Annotated in this window: 20 protein-coding genes and 1 tRNA gene; 2 read left to right on the forward strand and 19 right to left on the reverse strand. The window is 65.2% G+C overall.

Going from position 1 to position 21,531, the window contains the following annotated elements; translation table 11 throughout:
* Positions 1-480: 480 nt before the first annotated feature.
* The 17 genes from rplL to D4Q52_RS15195 all read right to left on the reverse strand — a co-directional run bounded on the left by rplL (position 481) and on the right by D4Q52_RS15195 (position 17,077).
* Positions 481-861: a 50S ribosomal protein L7/L12 gene (rplL, locus tag D4Q52_RS15105; protein WP_119857394.1), complete on the reverse strand. Its 381-nt coding sequence runs from the start codon at positions 859-861 to the stop codon at positions 481-483.
* A 55-nt stretch (positions 862-916) separates the two neighbouring features.
* Positions 917-1,435, reverse strand: coding sequence for a 50S ribosomal protein L10 (gene rplJ / locus D4Q52_RS15110; protein ID WP_119857416.1), 519 nt, complete (start codon positions 1,433-1,435; stop codon positions 917-919).
* Positions 1,436-2,088: 653 nt separating this feature from the next.
* Positions 2,089-2,742 (reverse strand): Isoquinoline 1-oxidoreductase subunit, encoded by a 654-nt coding sequence (locus D4Q52_RS15115; protein ID WP_119857395.1) that lies wholly within the window; start codon positions 2,740-2,742, stop codon positions 2,089-2,091.
* Positions 2,739-4,907 (reverse strand): xanthine dehydrogenase family protein molybdopterin-binding subunit, encoded by a 2,169-nt coding sequence (locus D4Q52_RS15120; protein WP_119857396.1) that lies wholly within the window; start codon positions 4,905-4,907, stop codon positions 2,739-2,741. The genes D4Q52_RS15115 and D4Q52_RS15120 overlap by 4 nt, the downstream gene beginning before the upstream one ends.
* Positions 4,908-4,911: 4 nt before the next feature.
* A complete protein-coding gene (locus D4Q52_RS15125) occupies positions 4,912-5,376 on the reverse strand; it encodes a (2Fe-2S)-binding protein (RefSeq protein WP_119857397.1) in 465 nt (154 codons plus the stop codon).
* Between the two features lie 413 nt (positions 5,377-5,789).
* Complete coding sequence (locus D4Q52_RS15135; protein ID WP_119857417.1) at positions 5,790-6,737, reverse strand: 2-hydroxyacid dehydrogenase; 948 nt, start codon at positions 6,735-6,737, stop codon at positions 5,790-5,792.
* A gap of 98 nt (positions 6,738-6,835) precedes the next feature.
* Positions 6,836-7,525: a 50S ribosomal protein L1 gene (rplA, locus tag D4Q52_RS15140; RefSeq protein WP_119857399.1), complete on the reverse strand. Its 690-nt coding sequence runs from the start codon at positions 7,523-7,525 to the stop codon at positions 6,836-6,838.
* A 6-nt stretch (positions 7,526-7,531) separates the two neighbouring features.
* Complete coding sequence (gene rplK, locus D4Q52_RS15145; protein ID WP_119857400.1) at positions 7,532-7,960, reverse strand: 50S ribosomal protein L11; 429 nt, start codon at positions 7,958-7,960, stop codon at positions 7,532-7,534.
* Positions 7,961-8,169: 209 nt separating this feature from the next.
* Positions 8,170-8,700, reverse strand: coding sequence for a transcription termination/antitermination protein NusG (nusG, locus tag D4Q52_RS15150; protein WP_119857401.1), 531 nt, complete (start codon positions 8,698-8,700; stop codon positions 8,170-8,172).
* Positions 8,701-8,716: 16 nt separating this feature from the next.
* Positions 8,717-8,905, reverse strand: coding sequence for a preprotein translocase subunit SecE (gene secE / locus D4Q52_RS15155; protein ID WP_119857402.1), 189 nt, complete (start codon positions 8,903-8,905; stop codon positions 8,717-8,719).
* A 473-nt stretch (positions 8,906-9,378) separates the two neighbouring features.
* Positions 9,379-10,092 (reverse strand): ABC transporter ATP-binding protein, encoded by a 714-nt coding sequence (locus D4Q52_RS15165; protein ID WP_119857418.1) that lies wholly within the window; start codon positions 10,090-10,092, stop codon positions 9,379-9,381.
* Positions 10,073-10,837, reverse strand: a complete 765-nt coding sequence (locus tag D4Q52_RS15170; protein WP_119857404.1) for an ABC transporter ATP-binding protein — start codon at positions 10,835-10,837, stop codon at positions 10,073-10,075. The genes D4Q52_RS15165 and D4Q52_RS15170 overlap by 20 nt, the downstream gene beginning before the upstream one ends.
* Entirely contained in the window at positions 10,834-11,832 is a 999-nt protein-coding gene (locus D4Q52_RS15175) for a branched-chain amino acid ABC transporter permease (protein WP_119857405.1), read from the reverse strand. Before D4Q52_RS15175 ends, D4Q52_RS15170 begins: the two co-directional genes overlap by 4 nt.
* Position 11,833: 1 nt before the next feature.
* Positions 11,834-12,700 (reverse strand): branched-chain amino acid ABC transporter permease, encoded by an 867-nt coding sequence (locus tag D4Q52_RS15180; RefSeq protein ID WP_119857406.1) that lies wholly within the window; start codon positions 12,698-12,700, stop codon positions 11,834-11,836.
* Between the two features lie 338 nt (positions 12,701-13,038).
* Positions 13,039-14,214 carry an ABC transporter substrate-binding protein gene (locus D4Q52_RS15185; protein WP_119857407.1) on the reverse strand — a complete coding sequence of 392 codons (1,176 nt, stop codon included), beginning with the start codon at positions 14,212-14,214 and terminating at the stop codon, positions 13,039-13,041.
* Between the two features lie 47 nt (positions 14,215-14,261).
* A complete protein-coding gene (locus tag D4Q52_RS15190) occupies positions 14,262-15,722 on the reverse strand; it encodes a glutamine synthetase family protein (protein ID WP_119857408.1) in 1,461 nt (486 codons plus the stop codon).
* A complete protein-coding gene (locus D4Q52_RS15195) occupies positions 15,719-17,077 on the reverse strand; it encodes an aromatic ring-hydroxylating dioxygenase subunit alpha (protein ID WP_119857409.1) in 1,359 nt (452 codons plus the stop codon). The genes D4Q52_RS15190 and D4Q52_RS15195 overlap by 4 nt, the downstream gene beginning before the upstream one ends.
* Positions 17,078-17,411: 334 nt before the next feature.
* Here D4Q52_RS15195 and D4Q52_RS15200 point away from each other — a divergent pair, with 334 nt between their 5' ends.
* Positions 17,412-18,197, forward strand: coding sequence for an IclR family transcriptional regulator domain-containing protein (locus D4Q52_RS15200; protein ID WP_119857410.1), 786 nt, complete (start codon positions 17,412-17,414; stop codon positions 18,195-18,197).
* A gap of 42 nt (positions 18,198-18,239) precedes the next feature.
* On the opposite strand, the gene D4Q52_RS15205 is transcribed toward D4Q52_RS15200, so the two are convergent.
* Positions 18,240-18,315, reverse strand: a tRNA-Trp gene (locus D4Q52_RS15205).
* Between the two features lie 414 nt (positions 18,316-18,729).
* Positions 18,730-19,920: an elongation factor Tu gene (tuf, locus tag D4Q52_RS15215; protein WP_119857384.1), complete on the reverse strand. Its 1,191-nt coding sequence runs from the start codon at positions 19,918-19,920 to the stop codon at positions 18,730-18,732.
* Positions 19,921-20,108: 188 nt separating this feature from the next.
* On the opposite strand from tuf, the gene D4Q52_RS15220 reads away from it, so the two are divergent.
* Positions 20,109-21,332: a serine hydrolase domain-containing protein gene (locus D4Q52_RS15220; protein ID WP_119857411.1), complete on the forward strand. Its 1,224-nt coding sequence runs from the start codon at positions 20,109-20,111 to the stop codon at positions 21,330-21,332.
* Positions 21,333-21,531 lie beyond the last annotated feature (199 nt).

The raw sequence follows: 21,531 nt of genomic DNA on the forward strand, positions 1-21,531 counted from the left end.
CGGGTTGAATTACCGCACATCCGAAATTCAGAAGCTGAATGTCAGGAACTAAGTCCTAAATCCGCGCAACATAAATCCCGAACGCAAAACGACGTGCGGGGCGCCAGCGCACCCGCCCGTCAAAACCCATTTCGTCACAGACCGAAAAAGCCCGAAATTGCTGATTCTCCTAGAGGCTGCGCGGAATGTTACCATATCCATCGCGCCTGCGCTTTCGTGCTGCCGAACCGATATGGGACGGCAATATGAAGATTCGAGGGGCACCCCCTGCTCATCCCCACACATTCCTGTGACGGCCTTTCAGGAGCAGCGGATCCTCCACCCCTACCGTCGCGAACGGGGCCGGCGAACCGGCCCCAACCGCCTGATCGTGTCGCCGCCCTCCGACGTCATGGCCGGGCTTGACCCGGCCATCCACGTCCTGGGCAGATCCCCGGGTCTCGCTTCGCTCGCCCGGGATCGAACTCAAGTAACCTGCGGTTACTTGAGTTCGACCTTGGCGCCAGCCTTCTCGAGCTGGGCCTTGATCTTCTCGGCTTCGTCCTTGGCAACGCCTTCCTTGACCGGCTTCGGAGCGCCTTCGACGAGGTCCTTGGCTTCCTTGAGGCCGAGACCGGTGATCGCGCGGACTTCCTTGATCACTTCGATCTTCTTGTCGCCAGCCGACGCGAGCACGACCGAGAACTCGGTCTTCTCTTCGGCAGCGGCGGCACCGGCGCCACCAGCGCCCGGCGCAGCGGCAACCGCCACGGCGGCGGCGGCCGAAACGCCCCACTTCTCTTCGAGAAGCTTCGCGAGTTCGGCGGCTTCGAGCACGGTGAGGCTCGACAGGTCGTCGACGATTTTCTGCAGATCAGCCATTGAATCAGTTCCTTACGGGTATCAGTTCGAACCAGGGTTGAATGAGATGGAAGCGTCAGGCCGCTTCGCTTTTGGAGGCATAGGCCTGAACCACCCGCGCGACCTTGGCCGCGGGAGCAGTCGACAGCTGCGCGATCTTGGTAGCCGGCGCGACCAGAAGGCCGACCAGCTTGCCACGCAGTTCGTCGAGCGACGGCAGCGAGGCCAGAGCCTTCACACCGTCGACGTTCAGGACAGTCTTGCCCATCGAACCGCCGAGAATGACGAACTTCTCGTTCGCCTTGGCAAATTCGACGGCAATCTTCGGCGCCGCCACCGGATCGTCGGAAGTCGCGATCACGGTCGGCCCCTTCAGCAGGGAGCCGATGGCAACGACGTCGGTGCCTTCAAGAGCAATTTTGGCGAGACGGTTCTTCGAGACCTTCACCGACGCACCCGCCTGCTTCATCTGCTGACGCAGCTTCTGCATTTGGGCCACGGTGAGGCCGGAATAATGAGCGACGACCGCAACGCTGGTGGTCTGGAACAGACCGTTCAGCGATTCGACCGCCTCTTTCTTTGCCGCTCTTTCCACAGCAAGCTCTTTCCGGTTGACGGCCTCTGCAAGCAGGACCGCCGGGTTGCACCCTTCGCCCTGCCCCAAACCATCTCAAGACACGCAGCCTTCAGACACCCCGGGGCAAAACGAATCTTACAGCCTGCCCTCCCGCTCTGACGCCAGCCGAAGCCAACGCCCGCGCGGGGTGTCGAGGTTCGAACCCACTCCGCGCCCCACCGATCGGCAGGGCACAAAATTCGGTTTTCACCCGTCTATGCAGGTCATTCGATTAAGCGTCGGACGAAACACGAAGATTTCGACGTCGGCACCTGCAGTCTTGGACAGGACCAGGATCGTTGAAGCCGTCCGGCAAACCGGCGCGGCATCTCCAATCCCTGCCCGCACTCCTCAGCAACGACAGTGATCCGGCCCTTCGAGCGATCCATGAACGGACGACTTGAAGGACTGGGCTCCTATCGATACCGGTGATCGGAATACGCGCACGAGCGCGCCAGCCACGGCCAGCACGCCCGGAAGGCATTGTTTAACGAGTCTTTTCCGGCTTGCCAAGCTGTTTTTGGTTCCCCGGCACGAATTATGCTGGGCCCCCGCCGCATACCGCGTCGACGCTGCCTTCCGGGTCGGCGCTTTCCGCCACCAAGGCGAAAAAGCTCTTCTTCAGGCCGTCCTCACCCCTTCGGGCAAGCGGCTCCCGCGTCGACCCAGGCCTTGATCAACTCCCCAAACTCCTTCTGAGTCCCGGGAGCCGGAGTCCTGCCCGCACCGGGATGCCAGCCCCAGCCCACCAGATCATCTTCAGCCATATGATGAACCAGCTTGGCCATGTCCATGTCGCCGTTGCGGGTTCGGTCTTTGATCTGGGTGCAGATCTGACCCAGCGTCTTGCCCTGCCAGGCCATCTCGATTGGCGCGAGACCCCACTTCGGGTGACCGGGTACGCCGGCCGGATCGAAGTTCGCGGCGTGGTGGCAGGTCGCGCAGGTCATGCCGCCGGCCGGGCCATGGCCTGCGGGCCCGCGCACGACCAGCGGCTCGTGCGGCCGCATGGTGTTGGTCTGGGTCGGGCGGTCGCCGGCCGGATGGCAGTTCATGCAACGCGGCGAGGTGATGACCTTGCCGGCCTCCTCGAACAGCGCCACCGCACGGGCGTCCTTGTCGCCGATCCTGGCGAAGTCCGACACCGGCCGCAGCGTGGCCTTGCCGGCAACCGGCGGATCGGCGGCGTCGGCTTCGCCTTGCAGCACGGGCCCGACGACCGCCAGGGCGCCGGCGGCGAGGATACCGGCCAGGCCGGCGAGCGCAATGGGGCGGAGCCGGCTCATGCGGTGGCTCCCGGCACGATCGGCAATTGCCGCGGTCGCGGCAGCCCGAGCTTGGCCATCGCGTTGGCGACGGCCGGCCCGAGCGGTGGCACGCCCGGCTCGCCGACGCCGGTCGGCTTTTCGGTCGAGGGGATGATGGTGACCTCGATCTGCGGCATCTCGTTGATGCGCAGCGAGCGGTAGGTGTCGAAATTGCCCGACACCGGCGCACCCTGCTCCAGCTTCTGCTCGGCGTAGAGGATGTGGCCCAGCGCGAAGCCGATGCCGCCTTCCATCTGGGCCCGGATGATGTCCGGATTGACCGGGACGCCGCAGTCGACCGCGCACCACACTTTGTGCACCACCGGCCCTTCGGGGCTCATCGACAGCTCGACCACCTGGGCCACGAAGGTGTTGAAGCTCTCCACCACCGCGACGCCGCGGGCGCGGCCGGCTTCCGGCTTGGCGCCCTTCCAGTTCGACAGTTCGGCGACGGCCTTCAGCACGCCGGCATGGCGCGGCTTGCGGTCGCCCATCAGCGCCAGCCGGCCCTCGACGGGATCCTGCCCGGCCGCGGTCAGCAGTTCGTCGATAAACGCCTCGACCGCATAGCCGGTGTGGGTGTGGCCGACCGAGCGCCACCACAACACCGGCACGCCGACATCAACCTGGTGCAGGTCGCAGCGGAAATTGGCGATCTCGTAGGGTGGCTCGTTGGAGCCCTCATAGGCGGTGGCGTCCATGCCGTCCTTGAAGGTCATCGCCTCGAACGGCGAGCCCTTCATGATGGACTGCCCGACGATGGTGTCGGTCCAGCCCTCGATCTTGCCGTCGCGGACCACCCCGCGCATCCGGTGCACGCCGAACGGCCGGTAGTAACCGCCGCGCATGTCGTCCTCGCGCGTCCACACCAGCTTCAGCGGCTTGCCCGGCCCGATCGCCTTGGCAACTTCTGCGAGTTCGATCGCCTGATGCGTCGTCTGCTGCGCGCGGCGGCCGAAGCTGCCGCCGGCGAAGATCGTGTCGATCTTCACCTTGTCCATGCCGAGGCCGAGCACCTTGGAGATCGCGGCGTGGTCCGGCGTCGGGAACTGGCAGCCGTATTTGGCGTAGGCGGTGTCGCCGTCCCATTTGATGAAGCTGTTGAGCGGCTCCATGGCGGCATGGGCGAGATACGGGAACACGTACTCCGCCTCGATCACCTGCCCGCCTTTGGCAAAACTGCCGTCGACGTCGCCGTGCTGCGTCACCGTCTTGCCGGGCGACTTCGCCAGTGCGCGGAACTCATTGAGCAGTTCGGTGGTGCCGCGGGTCTCGGCCTTGCTGTCGTCCCACTCGATCTGCAGAAGCTCGCGCGCGGTCTTGGCGGGCCAGAAGCCCTTGGCATAGACGGCGACGCCGGTCGGCACCTGCTTGACGTCGACCACGCCGGCGACCGCCTTGGCCTTGCTGGCGTCGAACGACTTCACGGTGCCGCCGAATTTCGGCGAGCGCGCGATCAGCACCGTCAGCATATCCGGCTCGTGCAGGTCCATCGTGAACACCGCCGTGCCGTTCGACTTCACGGCGCTGTCGAGCCGCTTCACCGCGCCTTCCTTGCCGATCAGCTTGAATTGCGACGGGTCCTTCAGCTTCGGCGCGCTTGGCGCCGGACGCTGCATCGCCGCCTGGGCGAACTCGCCAAACCGGCCGCGCTTGCCGGAGGCGTGGCTGATCACGCCCTTGTCGATGCTGACCTCCGAGGCCGGTACCTTCCAGGCGTCGGCGGCCGCGCCGATCAGCATCTCGCGCGCGGCGGCTCCGACCTGGCGCATCTGCATGTAGGAGTTGGCCATCTGCGTCGAGCCGCCGGTGCCCTGCACGCCGAAAGCGAGGTTCTTGTACAGCGCCGGATTGGACGGCGCGTGGTCGGCACGCATCTGCGACCAGTCGGCGTCGAGTTCTTCGGCGACCAGCGTTGCCATGCCGGTGAACGGACCCTGGCCGAACTCGATGCCTTTCACCAGAACGGTGACGGTGTCGTCGGTACCGATGATCAGGAAGGTGTTGGGCGCGATGTTGACGGCGTCGGCGGCCGGAGCCTGCGCGAACGCCTTGCCGCCGCGCGCCACATAGGTGGCGATCACCAGCCCGGCGCCGGCCTTCAGCAGCGAGCGGCGCGTCAGCTTCGTATCATGCATGGTCATGCGCTCAGCCCTCCAGCGACTTGGCAGCCTGATGGATCGCGGCGCGGATCCGGACGTAGGTGGCGCAGCGGCAGATGTTGCCGGTCATCGCCAAATCGATATCCTGGTCGGTGGGCTTCGGATTAGCCGCCAGCAGCGCCGTGGCGCTCATCACCTGGCCGGACTGGCAGTAGCCGCATTGCGGCACGTCGAGCGCCACCCAGGCCTTCTGCACCGCGGCGGCTTCCTTGCTGCCGAGGCCTTCAATGGTCGTGACCTCGTCGTTACCGATCGCCGACACCGGCAGCGAGCACGACCGCACCGGCTGACCGGCCACATAAACGGTGCAGGCCCCGCATTGTGCGACGCCGCAGCCGTATTTGGTGCCCATGAGGCCGGCGCCGTCACGGATCGCCCATAGCAGCGGCGTGTCCGGGTCGACATCGACGGTGTGCGTGGTGCCGTTGATCTTGAGTGCGAACGCGGCCATGTCATCCCTCATATTGCATGACGCTGAACATACCTTCATGCCGGTAGCCGCGACAGTCACAACAAATTGCGAAAGCCACACGTTGGTAGTCGTTGTGAGGCCGTGGGTAGCGAGCGCTTGACCGGGCTGATTAGGAGATCAGCAAAGTGCCCAAGCGATAGGCGCGCTGCAGCGCGATAGATATTGGAGCTGAGCCGCCAGCGGCTTTTTGATCGCTCCATTCGCCACGTACTCCGTCATGGCCGGGCTTGTCCCGGCCATCCACGCCTTTTGCTGTATCGCGCTCAGCAAGGCGTGGATGCCCGGCACAAGGCCGGGCATGACGTGGGGAGGCGAAAGTGCCTGACCATGACGTTGAGCGTATGGAACGGGTTACGGATCTTCGGCTGTGATTCAAAGGCAGCAGAACGGCTCTACGCCGCGCGATATGGCAATTCCTGCCCCGCAAAGAACGCGGTCAGATTAGCAATCACGCAGTCCTGCATGCCGACATGGGCGTCGAGCGTGTGGCCGCCGATATGCGGGGTCAGGACGACGTTCGGCAGTTCACTCAGCGCGTCCGGCGCGTAAGGCTCCTTGGCGAACACGTCGAGGCCGGCGCCGGCGATGGTGCCATCCTGCAGCGCGGCGATCAGCGCCGGCTGGTCGATCACCGAGCCGCGCGAGATGTTCACCAGCACGCCATCCTTGCCTAGGCGCTCGAGCATCGAGGCGTCGATGATGTTCTGTGTATCGGGACCGGCGCGGACCGCGATCAGCAGCACGTCGCACCAATCAATCAACTCGCTCAAGCTCTCGACGTAGCGATACGGCACGTCGTGACGGCTGCGGCTGTGGTAGGCGACCTCGGTCTCGAACGCGGCGGCGCGCGCCGCGATCTTCCTGCCGATCTCGCCGATGCCGTAGACGCCGACCCTGGCGCCGGTCAGGCCGCGCGGCGGCTTCAGCAGCGGCGACGGCTTGGCGCCGGCCCAGCCGCCGGCGCGCAAATAGGCGTCGGCCGGAATCAGCCGGCGCATCAGCGCCAGCAGCAGCGTCATGGCCAGATCGGCCACCGCGGAAGCATTCGCGGCCGGGCTGTTGCCGATGACGAGATTGCGTTCAGCGGCGGCTTTCAGGTCGACGCCATCATAGCCGGTGCCGTAGCAGACGACCGTGCCGAGCGCAGGCAACAGGTCGAAAGTCTCTTGGCCGAGCGGCTGGGCGCCCATGGTCAGCAGCGCGCGGACGTCCTTCAACTGATCGGGGCTGAACACCTCGCCGGCCGGCCTGCCCCCGGTCTCCAGCAGTTCGAACCTGTCGGCGAACCGCGCCAGCATCGATTTGGCGAACCGCGAAAACACCAGAACCTTGTCGGCCAACTCGCTCTCCCGTTTCTTGTTGTCGTTGCGCAAAGCAAAAGGCGGACCGGTTGCCCGATCCGCCTTTGTTATTCAATGGTCGCCAGGCCGCAAGCGGCTCAGCTGATGGTGCCGGGCTCGACCTTGACGCCGGGGCCCATCGACGACGACACCGCGACGCGCTGGATGTAGGTGCCCTTGGCGCCGGTCGGCTTGGCCTTGGTCACCGCATCCGCGAGCGCCTTGATGTTCTCGACCAGCTTGTCCTCGCCAAACGAGGCCTTGCCGACGCCGGCCTGGATGATGCCGGCCTTCTCGACGCGGAACTCGACCGAACCGCCCTTGGCGCCCTTGACGGCGCCAGCGACGTCCATGGTCACGGTGCCGATCTTCGGGTTCGGCATCATGCCGCGCGGGCCGAGCACCTTACCGAGACGGCCGACCAGCGGCATCATGTCGGGGGTCGCGATGCAGCGGTCGAAGTTGATGTTGCCGGCCTGCACCTGCTCCACCAGATCCTCCGCGCCGACCACGTCGGCACCCGCTGCCTTGGCTTCATCCGCCTTGGCGCCGCGTGCGAACACGCCGACGCGCACGGTGCGGCCGGTGCCGTTCGGCAGCATCACCACGCCGCGGACCATCTGGTCGGCGTGACGCGGATCGACGCCGAGATTGAGCGCGACTTCGATCGTCTCGTCGAACTTCGCGGTCGCACGCTCCTTCACCATCTTCACCGCTTCATCCAGCGGATACAGCTTGGTGCGGTCGATGCCTTCGCGGATCTTCTTCGTTCGCTTACCGATTGCCATGATGCGTTACCCCTCGACCCGCAGGCCCATCGAACGGGCAGAGCCTTCGACCATGCGCATCGCCGAATCGACGCTGTCGCAATTGAGATCCTTCATCTTCTTCTCGGCGATCTCGCGCACCTGGGCGGAGGTCACCGAGCCGGCGACGTCGCGGCCCGGCAGCTTGGAGCCGGACTGGATCTTCGCCGCCTGCTTGAGGAAGAAGGACATCGGCGGGGTCTTCAGTTCGAAGGTGAACGAGCGATCGGCGTAGATCGTGATCACCACCGGAATCGGTGTGTTCTTCTCTTCCTTCTGGGTCTGCGCGTTGAACGCCTTGCAGAACTCCATGATGTTGAGGCCGCGCTGACCAAGCGCGGGACCGATCGGAGGCGACGGGTTCGCCGCTCCGGCCGGCACCTGCAACTTCAGGTATCCGGTCACTTTCTTTGCCATACCAACTCTCCTGTTGCCGGCGAACCGGCGGTTTCAGGGCTCGTGGTGGGGCGCTCACCGATGACTGGCGATCACCGGCACGCCTCCCACGTATTCCGAGGATCTCTCCCCGCACGTCATGGCCGGGCTCGTCCCGGCCATCCACGTCTTCCTTGGTCGCCACGCTCAAGGCGTGGATGCCCGGGACAAGCCCGGGCATGACGAGAAACTTAAACCTTCTCGACCTGACCGAATTCCAGTTCGACCGGCGTGGCGCGGCCGAAGATCGACACCGCGACCTTGACGCGCGAACGGGCCTCGTCGATTTCCTCGACCACGCCGGAGAACGACGCGAACGGACCGTCGGCGACGCGGACGTTTTCGCCGATCTCGAACGACACCGACGCCTTCGGGCGCTCCACGCCTTCCTGCACCTGGTGCAGGATGCGCATCGCCTCGGATTCCGAGATCGGCATCGGCTTGTTCTCGGCGCCGAGGAAGCCGGTGACCTTCGGGGTGTTCTTGATCAGGTGGAAGGCTTCGTCGGTGAGGTTCATCTTCACCAGCACGTAGCCCGGGAAGAACTTTCGCTCGGCGTCGACCTTGCGGCCGCGGCGCACCTCGGTGACCTTCTCGGTCGGCACCAGCACCTGCTCGAACAGGTCCTCGACCCCGCGCTGCTTGGCCTGCTCCTTGATCGACTCGGCGACCTTCTTCTCGAAGTTCGAATAGGCGTGGACGATGTACCAGCGCATGCTCATGGTCGAAGGCCTACCGTTAGACGCCGAGGATGAAGGTGATCAGGATCCTGATCAGCTGATCGGCGAAAAAGAAGAAGATCGACGCGAGCGCCACCATGATGAACACCATGATGGTGGTGATGGTCACTTCGCGGCGCGACGGCCAGGTCACCTTGGCGGTTTCGCTCCGCACTTCCTGCAGGAATTTGAACGGGCTGATGGCCATCGTGTGATCCAGATCGTCAGTCGAATGTCGGGGTTTGCGAAAGCCAGACAGCCCTGTTGCGCCCAACCCCGGCGGCTCGGCCAGGGATGAGCCACCAACCGGGCTCTGTCTTCGGGAAATCAAGCCGCGCCGGAAATCCGCAAAACGGGCCGGCAGCGAGTGACGCCTTTTATGGCGAGTCCGGGCAAAGGTCAAGCTGAGGGCGACATCAACCACCCGTCGAGGCGCTTCACCCGGATTGTTGCCCGCCCGAATTCTCCCAATCGAGCCAAAGACTTGCGTTCGGACGCTCACGCCCCGTCGGATCTAGGTCAAGCGCCGCGTCAAAGTGTATGCGCCTCCCCGCCGTCATGGCCGGGCTCGTCCCGGCCATCCACGCCTTCCGGCATCTGAGACAGCAAGGCGTGGATGCCCGGCACAAGGCCGGGCATGACGCGTGGAGAGGAAGGTGCCTAATCTCCCTCGGAGCCGGGTTACCCGATCCCTACTCCCAGCAGCGAGTCGACCAGCTCGCGGTCGCCGCGCAGCTTTTCGCCTTGGCCCTGCCAGACGATGCGGCCGCGCTCGATCACCAGCACGTCGTCGGCGAAATCGAGCGCGCGCTCGATCTGTTGTTCGACCAGCACCACCGTCATCTCGCCGGACTGCGCCAGTTTGACGATGGTCTCCATCAGCTGATCGCAGATCACCGGCGCCAGGCCTTCGAGCGGCTCGTCGAGCAGCAGCACCTGCGGCTTGCCGAGCAGCGTCCGCGCCAGCGACAGCATCTGCTGCTCGCCGCCGGACAGCTGCATGCCGCCGTGGTTGCGCCGCTCCGCGAGACGCGGAAACATTGTGTAGACGGCCTCGAGCTCGCTGCGCGGCCGGCCCTTGAGGCCGGTGAACAGATTCTCTTCAACCGTCAGCGAGCGGAACACGTCGCGGGTCTGCGGCACGTAGCCGAGCCCGGCCGCAGCGCGGGCGAAGGTCTTCAGCCCGGTGACCTCGCGCTCGCCGATCCGGACCGCGCCGCCCTTGTGGGTGGTCAGGCCCATCAGCGTCGCCAGCAGCGTGGTCTTGCCGACACCGTTGCGGCCCAGCACGGTGAGCCGGCCGCCGGCCGGCACCGTGAAGCTGATGTCGCTCAAAATGCTCACCGAGCCGTAGCCGGCGGCGAGACGGTCGACCTCAAGACGCGCGGCGGGCATCGGCATAGCTTCCCAGATAGGCCGAACGAACGGCGTCGTTTTCCTTCACTTCGGCCGGCGTGCCTTCGAAGATCAGCGCGCCATTCGCCAGCACCAGCACGCGCTTGGCGAATTTGAACACCAGGTCCATGTCGTGCTCGATCATCAGGATCGCGATCTCGGGCGACATCCGGCCGATCGCTTCGAGGATGCGCGGCGACTCGTCGTGCGGCACGCCGGCCGCCGGCTCGTCGAGCACCAGCACCCGCGGCTTCATGGCGAGGCCGATGGCGAGGTCGAGCAGCCGCTGCTGGCCGTAGGCCAGCTTGGTCACCGGCGTTGCCGCCAGATGGCCGATGCCGAGCAGATTGAGCACGCTTTGCCACTCGTCGCGAACGTCGGCCTTGTTGATGACCGAGGAGAACATCCGTTTGGTCAGGCCGCGGCGCTGCATCACTGCGAGCGCGACGTTCTCGGCGACGGTGAGGCTGGTGAACAGCCGCGTCACCTGGAAGGTGCGCACCAGGCCGCCCTCGACCCGATGCGCGATCGAGGCGGTGGTGATATCCTCGCCGGCGAGCAGGATGCGGCCGTCGGACGGCGGCAAATCGCCGGACAACTGATTGACCAGCGTGGTCTTGCCGGCGCCGTTCGGCCCGATCAGCGCGACGCGGTCGCCGCTCGACAGCGTGAACGAGACGTCGTCGGTGACGCGCAGGCCGCCGAACGATTTCGACAGGCGCTGGACTTCGAGCAAGGTCGTCATCGCGCTGCCCTCGCCTGCCTGAAGTCGCCGATCCGCCGCGTCACTTCATTGACCAGTCCCTTGGGGAAGAACAGCACCACCACGATCAGCAGCACGCCGATCAGGATCATCCAGTGGAAGGGGCTGGCGGCCGAGACGTAGTGATGGAATAGCTCGAACAGGATCGCGCCGATCAGCGCGCCCCACAGATTGCCGGCGCCGCCGAGGATCAGCATGATCAGCGCTTCGGCGGAGCGCTCGAAGCTGACGCTGTCGAGCCCGACCACGCCGGTGTTGATCGCCGTCAGCCCGCCGCCGATCCCGGCGACGGCGCCGGCGACGCAATACATCACCACCAGCCGCGGATAGACCGAGACGCCGATCATCCGGGTGCGCAGCGTGTCGTCCTTGATGGCGCGGCACATCAGCGCGAACGGCGAGCGCGCGAACCGCAGCAGCACCACCATGGTGATCAGCAGCACCACCACCGAGAAGACGTAACCGGTGCGGCCGAACATATCGAAACTGAAGATGCCGAACACCGGCCCCGGCGAGATGCCGGCGAGCCCGTCGCTGCCGCCCGTGATCGACGACAGCTTGTTGGCCAGCGCGGCGACGAGCTGGCCGAACGCGATCGACAGCACCAGCTGCGGCAGACCGCGGAAGCGCGTCACCAGCAGGCCGGACATCAGCCCGGTCGCGGTGCCGGCAAGCGCGCCGATCAGCAGCATCAGGATCGGATCGGTAATGCCGGCGAGCGCTGCATTGCCGGCCGCATAGGCGGCGACGCCGAACAGCGCGGCCTGGCCGAGCGTGGCGACGCCGCAATAACCGGTGACGAGATCGAGCGAGAGCACCAGGAACGCGAGGCCGATCACCCGAATGAGAAACGCGAGATCGTCGGGGTAGACGAAATAGCCGATCGCGCCGAGCCCGGCGATCACCGCTGCGGCGATCAGATCGTTGCGCAAGCCGGCCCAGGCAGACGGTGCAGCAGTCACGGACAAGGTCGCCATCTCAATGCGCCTTTCCGAACAGGCCGTGGGGGAACACGTAGACGATGATGATCACCGCGACATAGAAAAAGAACTCGCCGAACTCGGGCGCCAGATATTTGCCGGTGGTGTCGGCGAGGCCGAGCAGCAGCGACGCCGCCATCGCGCCGGTGACCGAGCCGGCGCCGCCGACCGAGACCACGACCAGAAACGTCACCATGTAGCGCAGCGCGTAGAACGGCTCGACAGGCAGCAGCTCGGCGCCGACCACGCCGCCGAACGCCGCAAGTCCCACAGCGAGCGCGAAGGTGACCGAATAAACGACCTGCGTGCGAATGCCGAGCGCCTCGGCCATGTCGCCATTATCGACCGCGGCACGCAGCCGCACGCCGAACTCGGTCTTCTCGATCAGCAGCCACAGCGCCACCGCGGTGACCACGCCGCAGCCGATCACGAACAGCCGGTGCGCCGGGATCATGCGGAAGCCGAGATCGAACGGCCCTTTCAGCATCTCCGGCAGTGGAATCGGCTTCGAGGTCGGACCGAAGATGTAGTTGGCGATGCCGACGATGAAAAAGGTGATGCCGATCGTCAGCAGGATCTGGGTCAGTTCGTCGGAGCGACGATAGATCCGGCGATACAGCAGGAATTCGAACGGCACCGAGATGATCACGGCGCCGATCACCGCGATCAGGATCGCGATCGGATAGGACACGCCGAGCGACACCAGCGCGAACGAGGCGAAATAGCCGCCGATCATCGCGAAGGCGCCGTGGGCGAGGTTCACCACCCGCATCAGCCCCATCATGATCGACAGGCCGATCGAGATCGTGAACAGCACCATGCCGTAGGCCAGCGCGTCCGGCAGGATTCCGAGAATCGTCCGCATCAGGTGTGTGTCCTTGCGGACGTCGCTGATCCCGTTCGATTCAATCCAGCCTTCACAACCCGACTCCCGACTCTCGCATTGAGGCCGCTTTCCTAGAGCGCTTCATCGGTTGATTGAAGCGCGATCGCACGTTCCACATTGCTCTCCGTCCTTATCCCGAGAGCTTGACTCACAACCAAGGCTGAATTCTCGGCCACATTCCTCACTCGCTTGCCTCGCTCACGAATTCCGTCATGGCCGGGCTTGTCCCGGCCATCCACGCCTTTTCTGCATTTACGGCAGCAAGGCGTGGATGCCCGGCACAAGGCCGGGCATGACGCGTGGAGAAGGGAGTGCCTCTACTGCTTAACGAGGCCCCAATCCGGCTGTGCCTTGAAGGTCTCGATCTCCTTGTTGATCAGCTTGCCGTCCGACTTCTCGACTTCGCGCAGATAAACGTTCTGCGTGATGTGCCGGGTCTCCGGATCGATCGACACCGGGCCACGCGGGCTGGTCCACTGCATGCCCTTCACCGCAGCGATCGCCTTGTCGGGATCCTGCTTGCCGCCGGTCGCCTCGATCATCTTGTAGATCAGCCGCGCACCGTCGTAGGCCGCGACCGAGGTCATGGTGACTTCGTCGAGCTTGCCGCCATCCTTTTGCAGCTGCGCCAGGAACGCCTTGTTCTCCGGCGAGTCGTGCGACACCGCGTAGTGATAGGTCGACAGGATGCCGAGGCCGGATTCGCCGATGTTCGGCAGATCGGGCTCGGTGACGACGTCACCAGTCGACATCAGCTTGACGCCGCCCGCCTTCAGGCCGTTGTCGATGTAGGCCTTGACGAAGCCCAGCGTCGGCGGACCGGCCGGCAGGAAGGTGAAGATCATGTCGGCGCCGGAGTCCTTGATGCGCTGCATGATCGGACCGAAGTCGGTGGTCGACAGCGGCATGCGGATCGCCTCGACGACCTTGCCGCCCTCGCCTTCGAAGGTCTTCTTGAACGCGGTCTCGGCGTCGATGCCCGGGCCGTAGTCGCTGACCGCGATCGCGACCTTGGTGGCGCCCTTCTGCTTGGCGACCTTGGCGGCCGGCACCGTGTTCTGGAACATCGTGAACGAGGTGCGGACGATGTAGGGGCTCTTTTCGGTGATCGACGAGGTGGCGGCATTCAGCACCACCATCGGCACCTTGGCCTCCTGCAGCAGCGGCGCCACCGCCATCGCGTTCGGCGTGAAGTACAAGCCGGCGATGTACTGCACCTTCTCCTTGACGATCAGCTCCTGCGCCAGCGCCTTGGACTGCGCCGGGTTCGGCGAGACTTCGTCACGATAGACGAACTCGACGGTGTGGCCGCCGACCTTGTTGCCGTTCTCGGCGACCCAGGCGTCGATGCCCATCTTGTAGTTCTTGCCGAACAGCGCGTACGGCCCCGACATCGTGCCGATCACGCCGACCTTGATCGTATCGGCCTGCGCGGCGCCGACACTGAACGAAATCGCCGCGGCTGCGCACAGCCACCCAAAAGTTTTCACCATCCGTCTGCCTCTCCTCTGCCTGATCCGATTATCTGCGTTGGCTATGTTCAGAACATCTCGAAATATTCACGCTGTTCCCATTCCGTCACTTCGGCCTGGAAGCGCTCGATCTCGGCGTTTTTGATGAACGTGTAGTAGTCGACGAATTCGCCGCCCAGCGCGGTGCGGAAGAACGGATCGTCGCGCAACGCGAAGATCGCCTCGCGCAGCGATTTCGGCAGCAGGTCCGCCTTGGTCTCGTAGGGCGTATCGGCCGACGGGCCCGGATCGAGCTTGCGGTCGACGCCGTCGAGCCCCGACAGGATCTGCGACGCCATATAGAGATACGGATTGGCGGCCGGCTCACCGACGCGGTTCTCGATCCGCGTCGCCTTGTCGCCCGCCCCGCCGAGCACGCGCAGCATCACGCCGCGATTGTCGCGGCCCCAGATCGCACGATCCGGCGCCAGCGAATAGGAGCGATAGCGCTTGTAGCCGTTGATGGTCGGCGTGGTGAACACCGTGGCGGCGCGCGCGTGCGTCATCAGGCCGGCGAGATAGTGCCGGCCGAAATCCGACAAGACGTCGCTGTCGGACATGAACGCGTTGCGGCCGCCGTCGCGTGCGACGACCGACTGATGCAGATGCCAGCCCGACGACACCACGTTCGGAATCCGCGGCCGACACATGAAGGTGGCATGATAACCGTGGCGCTGGCAGATCTGCTTCACGGCGCTGCGGAACAGCACCATCAGGTCGGCCGGCATCAGCCCGACGGTCGGCTGGAAGGTGAATTCGCACTGGCTCGGGCCGTACTCGACCTCGATCGAGCGCAGCGGCAGGCCGAGCGCGACGACGTCGCGGCGGATCAGTTCGAGCACCGGCTCCATCTGATCATAGCGCTGCTCGGTGAGATACTGATAGCCGTGCGACAACAGGCTGACGCTCGGCGGCTCGCCGGGCTGGCCCGCGTGCTCCGGCCGCATCTTGCTGTCTTCGACCTTGAAGACGTGAAACTCGACTTCGAGCCCGGCCTTGTAGTCGTACCCGCGATCGGCGAGCTTCTGCAGCGCCGATCGATAGATGTTGCGGGTGGCGAACTGCACCGGCCGGCCGTCGGCGAAATACAGATCGCACAGCACCCAGCCGGTGGTCGGCGCCCAGGGCAGCACGCGGAACGTCGTCGGATCCGGCAGCATGACGACGTCGGCGCCGCCCTGCATCTCCGACATGCCGAAGCCGCCGCCGGCCTGAAACACCGGAAACACCGTCTTGTGCGAGGTGTCCTTCGCCAGCATCGTGGTGGTGATGGTGGCGCCGTTGTCGAGGCTGTTCAGCGCTTCGGACGCGACCAGCGTCTTGCCGCGCAAAATGCCGTGCTGATCGGGGAACGAGAACCGGATGGTCTCGAGCCCCTGCTCTTCCGCGATACGGCGCATCCGCGCCGCCGCATCGATCTGTTCTTCGGACCACAGTCCGTATTTGGCAGCTAAGCTGTCGCCCATGGCGTATCGCTGATGCACGTTCATTCGGCGGCCGTCAGATGCGGGACCTTGGCGGCGATCTCGGCCGGCACCGGCGCGGCCCACGGCGCACCGCGGCGACGCTTGACGTCGACTTCCATCCAATAGGTCTCCCAACCGCGGCTCGGGCCGATGCCGTCCATCGTGGCCGGGCCCTGGATGCCGCGCGCGCTGGCGGCGTCGAGCGCCAGCAGCGGACGCTGGCCGGCCTCGGCCTTGGCGATCTCCTGGCGCAGCAGCCGGCGATACTGAATGATCGCCTTGTCGCTCTGGCCGAGATGCTCGCGGGTGCGATCCTGTATCTTGCCCATCGACTCCACCGCCCACTGGTCGTGGACGTTGATGTCGGCGCCCATGCCGGTGTAGGTCGAGGTCGCCTGCTCGTGCGGATCGAAGCCATAGTCGTTGCGCTTGTTCTTACGCGACGTGTAGTCCGGCAATTCGTAGAGTTCGAGGCGCTGCTCGCGCATCTTCACCTTGTCGACCGGCTGGGTGTAGCTGGTGAAGATCGCGTACCAGTAGCAGTGCTCGTCGTCGACCGGGACGTGCCACTGCGTGATCGTCATCTCGGTGCTCATCGGAATGACGAAGCCGTGCGGGAACAGCTGGTTGGTGACGCGCACATGGGTGCGCTCGCCGTCGATCTGGCGCAGCGCGATCAGCCGCAGGCCGTATTCGGTGTGCTCGACATTGATGATCGGGCGATCATATTCGCGCAGCACCTGCGTCATCGGCATCTCGCTGCCGGCCGAGGCGCCGCGGAATTGCTTGCCGTAGGACTTCGCGGTGTCCTCGTCCTCGAAGAAGCGATGCAGGAACGAGGCGTGCGCCGGATCGATGCCGACCTCCAGCGCCTGCAGCCAGTTGCACTCGAACAGGCCCTTGAAGGCGAACACGTGGGTATCGGGCGCGGTGAAGCAGTCGATCTCCGGAAACGCCGGCGGCTCACCGGTGCCGAGATAGGCCCACAAAATGCCGCCCTTCTCCACCACCGGAAACGAGCGCTGCTTGATGTTGGCGCACAGCGGCGATCCCGCCGGCTCGGCCGGAGTCTCGAGGCACTTGCCCTCGACGTCGAACAGCCAGCCATGGAAGGCGCAGCGCAGGCCGCCGCCTTCGAGCCGGCCGAACGCCAGATCGGCGCCGCGATGCGGGCAGTCGCGATCGATCAGGCCGTAGCGGCCGGCTTCGTCCTTGAACAGCACGAAGTCCTCGCCGAGCAGACGCACCGGCCGGATCGGCCGCTCGCCTTCCAGCTCGGCGACCAGCGCCGCCGGCTGCCAATAGGCGCGCATCAGCTTGCCGCACGGCGTGGCGGGTCCGACCCGGGTGATCAGATCGTTCTGGTCCTGGCTCATCATGGCTTTGGCCTCCTGAGGCAGCTCGCGCGGTGCTGCCTTTGTGATTGAAGGCGACAAGGCTGGGTGCCGCAAAGGCTTTGTAAAAGCCAGCGCGCCCTTGTCGCAGATTTCCGGCGCTTGATCGTTCGGTAGACGAACAGATGTTCGCTATGGATAAGATTGCCTCTGATGTGCAACTTGAGCAAGCTGAAATTCTCGGCGCAAGATGCTCATCGACCTTGCAGCACAACACTTGACACGCTCTCGCAAAGCCGAACTTGTGTTCGATAGGCGAACGACATAACAGGATGAAGGTAGGTGGTGCAGCACCCCAACCGAGAGCGTCCAGTCTGATATGCCGAAGATGAAACGTCCTGAGATCGACGGCGACGCACCGGAGATCATCGAAAGCCTGGCGCGCGGCCTGCGGGTGATTGAAGCTTTCGGCGCCGAACGCCGGCCGATGACGCTGAGCGATCTGGCCAAGGCCTGCGGCCTGCCCCGCGCAACGGTGCGCCGGGTGCTAACGACGCTGCGCAGCGTCGGCTACGCGACGAGCGACGACCGGCTGTTTGCCCTCACCCCACGCGTGCTCGGTCTCGCTTCAGCCTATTTGGCCTCGAACCAGATCAGCGCGGTGCTGCAGCCGCTGATGGACGACGTGTCGGCTACCGCCAAGGAAGTCTGCTCGCTGGCGATTCTCGACGGCGACGACGCGGTGTTCGTGGCGCGCGCCAGCCCGGCGCGGGTATTCTCGGCGGGGATCGACCTCGGCTACCGGCTGCCGCTGTTCTGCACCTCGGTCGGCCGGGTGCTGCTCGGCCGGCTCGACAACACCGCGCTGGCGGCGACGATCGAGGCAATGACGCTGGCGCCGCAGACGCCCGAAACCATCACCGACAAACCGACCGTGGTGGCGACCATCATCGCCGATCGCACCCGCGGCTATTCGCTGGTCGACCGCGAGGCCGAGCCCGGCTTCCGCTCGATCGCCGTGCCGATCCGCCGCTACGACGGGACGATTGTGGCCGCCGCCAATATCGGCGCGCATGTTGACCGCATTACCACCGGCGACATGATCGACCGCTTCCTGCCGCCGCTGCGACGGATGGCCGAACAGGCGCAGCCGCTGATCGTATGATTGAACGGAAGATGTCGGACTGCCGCGCCGGCTAGGCTCGGCTGGCAGGAGTGGCAGGGCTCGAACCTGCGACCCCCGGTTTTGGAGACCGGTGCTCTACCAATTGAGCTACACTCCTACGTCGACGTCGCCGCCGAACGGGCCGGTTGAAGCATAGGCGCCCCCCTGCTGGCAAGTGGGATACGCAGTTCGGCTTTGGTCTAATCGGTGGGTTCCACAGGTGCGGCTTGCGGAGCGGCTCCCGCTGGCCGGTTCGATCGGGGCGCCAGCGCACACTCGCGGTTCTCCCCGGTCCCGGGTGCGTTCTCGAACACGCAGCGGCTCGGCGGATTGCCGCAGACCTTGTCCAGCTCCTTGAAGCCGACGCAGTGGCCGTCCGGCGCCCGATAGCCGGGGCCGCCCTTGCAGCCGCAGCCCTTGCACGGTGGGCGGTCCGGACAGGCCGCCTGCCCCACAGCCGGCAGCGCCAAGAAAAAGGCCGCGAGCACGATGACGCGTGCTCGCGGCCCGTTCGACACGTGAGTGTCGAGCCTTACTCGATGATCGCAGCGACGACGCCGGCGCCGACGGTGCGGCCGCCTTCGCGGATGGCGAAGCGCAGCTTCTCTTCCATCGCGATCGGCACGATCAGGTGCACTTCCATGGCGATGTTGTCGCCCGGCATCACCATCTCGGTGCCTTCCGGCAGATGCACGACGCCGGTGACGTCGGTGGTGCGGAAGTAGAATTGCGGACGATAGTTGGTGAAGAACGGCGTGTGACGGCCACCCTCTTCCTTGGTCAGGATATAGGCCTCGGCCTTGAACTTGGTGTGCGGCTTCACCGAACCCGGCTTGCACAGCACCTGGCCGCGCTCGACGTCTTCACGCTTGGTGCCGCGCAGCAGCGCGCCGATGTTGTCGCCGGCCTGGCCCTGATCGAGCAGCTTGCGGAACATTTCAACGCCGGTGCAGGTGGTCTTCTGCGTCGGGCGGATGCCGACGATTTCGATTTCCTCACCGACCTTGATGATGCCGCGCTCGACACGGCCGGTCACCACGGTGCCGCGGCCCGAGATCGAGAACACGTCTTCGACCGGCATCAGGAACGGCTGGTCGATCGGACGCTCCGGCTGCGGGATGTAGGCGTCGACCGCCTTCATCAGCTCGAGGATCGCGTCGTGGCCGAGCTTCGGATCCGAGTTCTCCAGCGCGGCGAGCGCCGAGCCCTTGATGATCGGAATGTCGTCGCCCGGGAAGTCGTACTTCGACAGAAGCTCGCGCACTTCCATCTCGACCAGTTCGAGCAGTTCCGGATCGTCGACCATGTCGCACTTGTTCAGGAACACGACCAGCGCCGGCACGCCGACCTGACGGGCCAGCAGGATGTGCTCACGGGTCTGCGGCATCGGGCCGTCGGCAGCCGACACGACGAGAATGCCGCCGTCCATCTGCGCCGCACCGGTGATCATGTTCTTGACGTAGTCGGCGTGGCCGGGGCAGTCGACATGCGCGTAGTGGCGGTTCTGCGTCTCGTACTCGACGTGGGCGGTCGAAATCGTGATGCCGCGCGCCTTCTCTTCCGGCGCCTTGTCGATCTGGTCATAGGCCGTGAACGTCGCACCGCCCGTCTCCGCCAGAACCTTGGTGATCGCCGCCGTCAGCGACGTCTTGCCATGGTCGACGTGACCGATCGTCCCGATGTTGCAATGCGGCTTGGTACGTTCAAACTTTGCTTTGGCCATTTGATGTCCATCCTTGTCGGCGCAGCACATAGGGCAGCGAAGCCCGCGGCTGGTTACTGCGGAAAAGCACCCTGTTCAAGCTGGAAGTTATGGGCCAATCTCGCTGCACCGGACCGAGAAGGCCGCCTGGACGTTCAAATCCGGACGCTCATGTAAGGCCTCGCCCACAAAGATCAACGGGAGACGCCATGACCGCCTCAGCCGCAGCCACAACCGCCAAAGCCCCGCAGACGCCGCAGCTGGATCAGGCCCGCCCTGAAACCATCGGGCTGTCGCCCGTCCGGCTGCAGGCGATGTCGGACGCCTTCAAGCGCGAAATCGACAAGGGCAACATTCCGGGCGTCACCGTGCTGGTGTCACGCCGCGGTCATATCGGCTGGTTCGAGGCGCTCGGCCGCCAGGCGCCGGGCTCCGACGCGGCGATGCGCACCGACAGCCTGTTCCGCATTTTCTCGATGACCAAGCCGATCGTGTCGGTTGGCATCATGCAGCTGGTCGAGGACGGCTATCTCCAGCTCGACGATCCGCTGCAGAAGTTCATCCCGGAGTTCGAGAACACCAATGTCGGCGTCGTCGAGCACGGCAAGCTCGACCTCGTCCCGCTCAACCGGCCGATCACCATCCAGGACCTGCTGCGCCATACCTCGGGCATCACCTACGACCACGTCGGCGACGGCCCGATCCACCGGATGTATCGCGAAAGCCGCGTGCGCAGCCGCAAGATCACCACCGAGGAGCACGCGCGGCTGATCGCCGAGATGCCGCTGGTGTGCCAGCCCGGCGCGGGGTGGAACTACAGCCGCTCCACCGACATCCTCGGCCGCGTCATCGAAGTGATCTCCGGAAAGAGCCTCGGCGCCTTCCTCACCGAGCGCATCCTGGCGCCGCTGCAGATGACCGAGACCGCGTTCCACACCGGCGCCGAGAACAAGCACCGGCTGGCCGAACCCTTTCCGACTGATCCGTGGACCGGCGATCCGGTGGCGCTGTTCAACATGCTGGAGAAGCCGGTGATGGAATCCGGCGGCGGCGGCCTGGTCTCGACCACGATGGACTATGCGCGGTTCTGCCAGATGCTGCTCAGCGGCGGATCGCTGCACGGCACCCGCATCATCGGCCGCAAGACGCTGCAGCTGATGGCCAGCAATCACCTCGAGCCGCACATCCCGCCGGACAACTACATCCTGCCGCCCGGCCACGGCTTCGGCCTCGGCTTCGCCGTGCGCACCGAACCCGGCATCGCACCGTTCCCCGGCTCGGTCGGCCAATTCTACTGGAGCGGCATCGCCGGCACGTTCTTCTGGATCGACCCGGCGGAGGATTTGTTCGCGGTGTTCATGTCGCAGGGCCCGGGGCAGCGCGAATACTTCCGCACGCTGGTACGCAATCTGGTCTACGCCGCGGTGGAGTAACCGCCCTCACCCCGAGTCATTCCGGGGCGCTCGCGCAGCGAGCGAACCCGGAATCTCGCAGCGTTCTGCGACGTTCCCCACAACTTCGGGATTCCGGGTCTGCGCGCCTGCGGCGCGCATCCCGGAATGATGGGGTGGACGGCCCCCGAACGGCATCGATGTGCCAGACTGAGGTTGTCGTAACTTCAGACGAGGGAGC

The sequence above is a fragment of the Rhodopseudomonas palustris genome, assembly GCF_003591005.1.
GTDB lineage: Bacteria > Pseudomonadota > Alphaproteobacteria > Rhizobiales > Xanthobacteraceae > Rhodopseudomonas > Rhodopseudomonas palustris_K.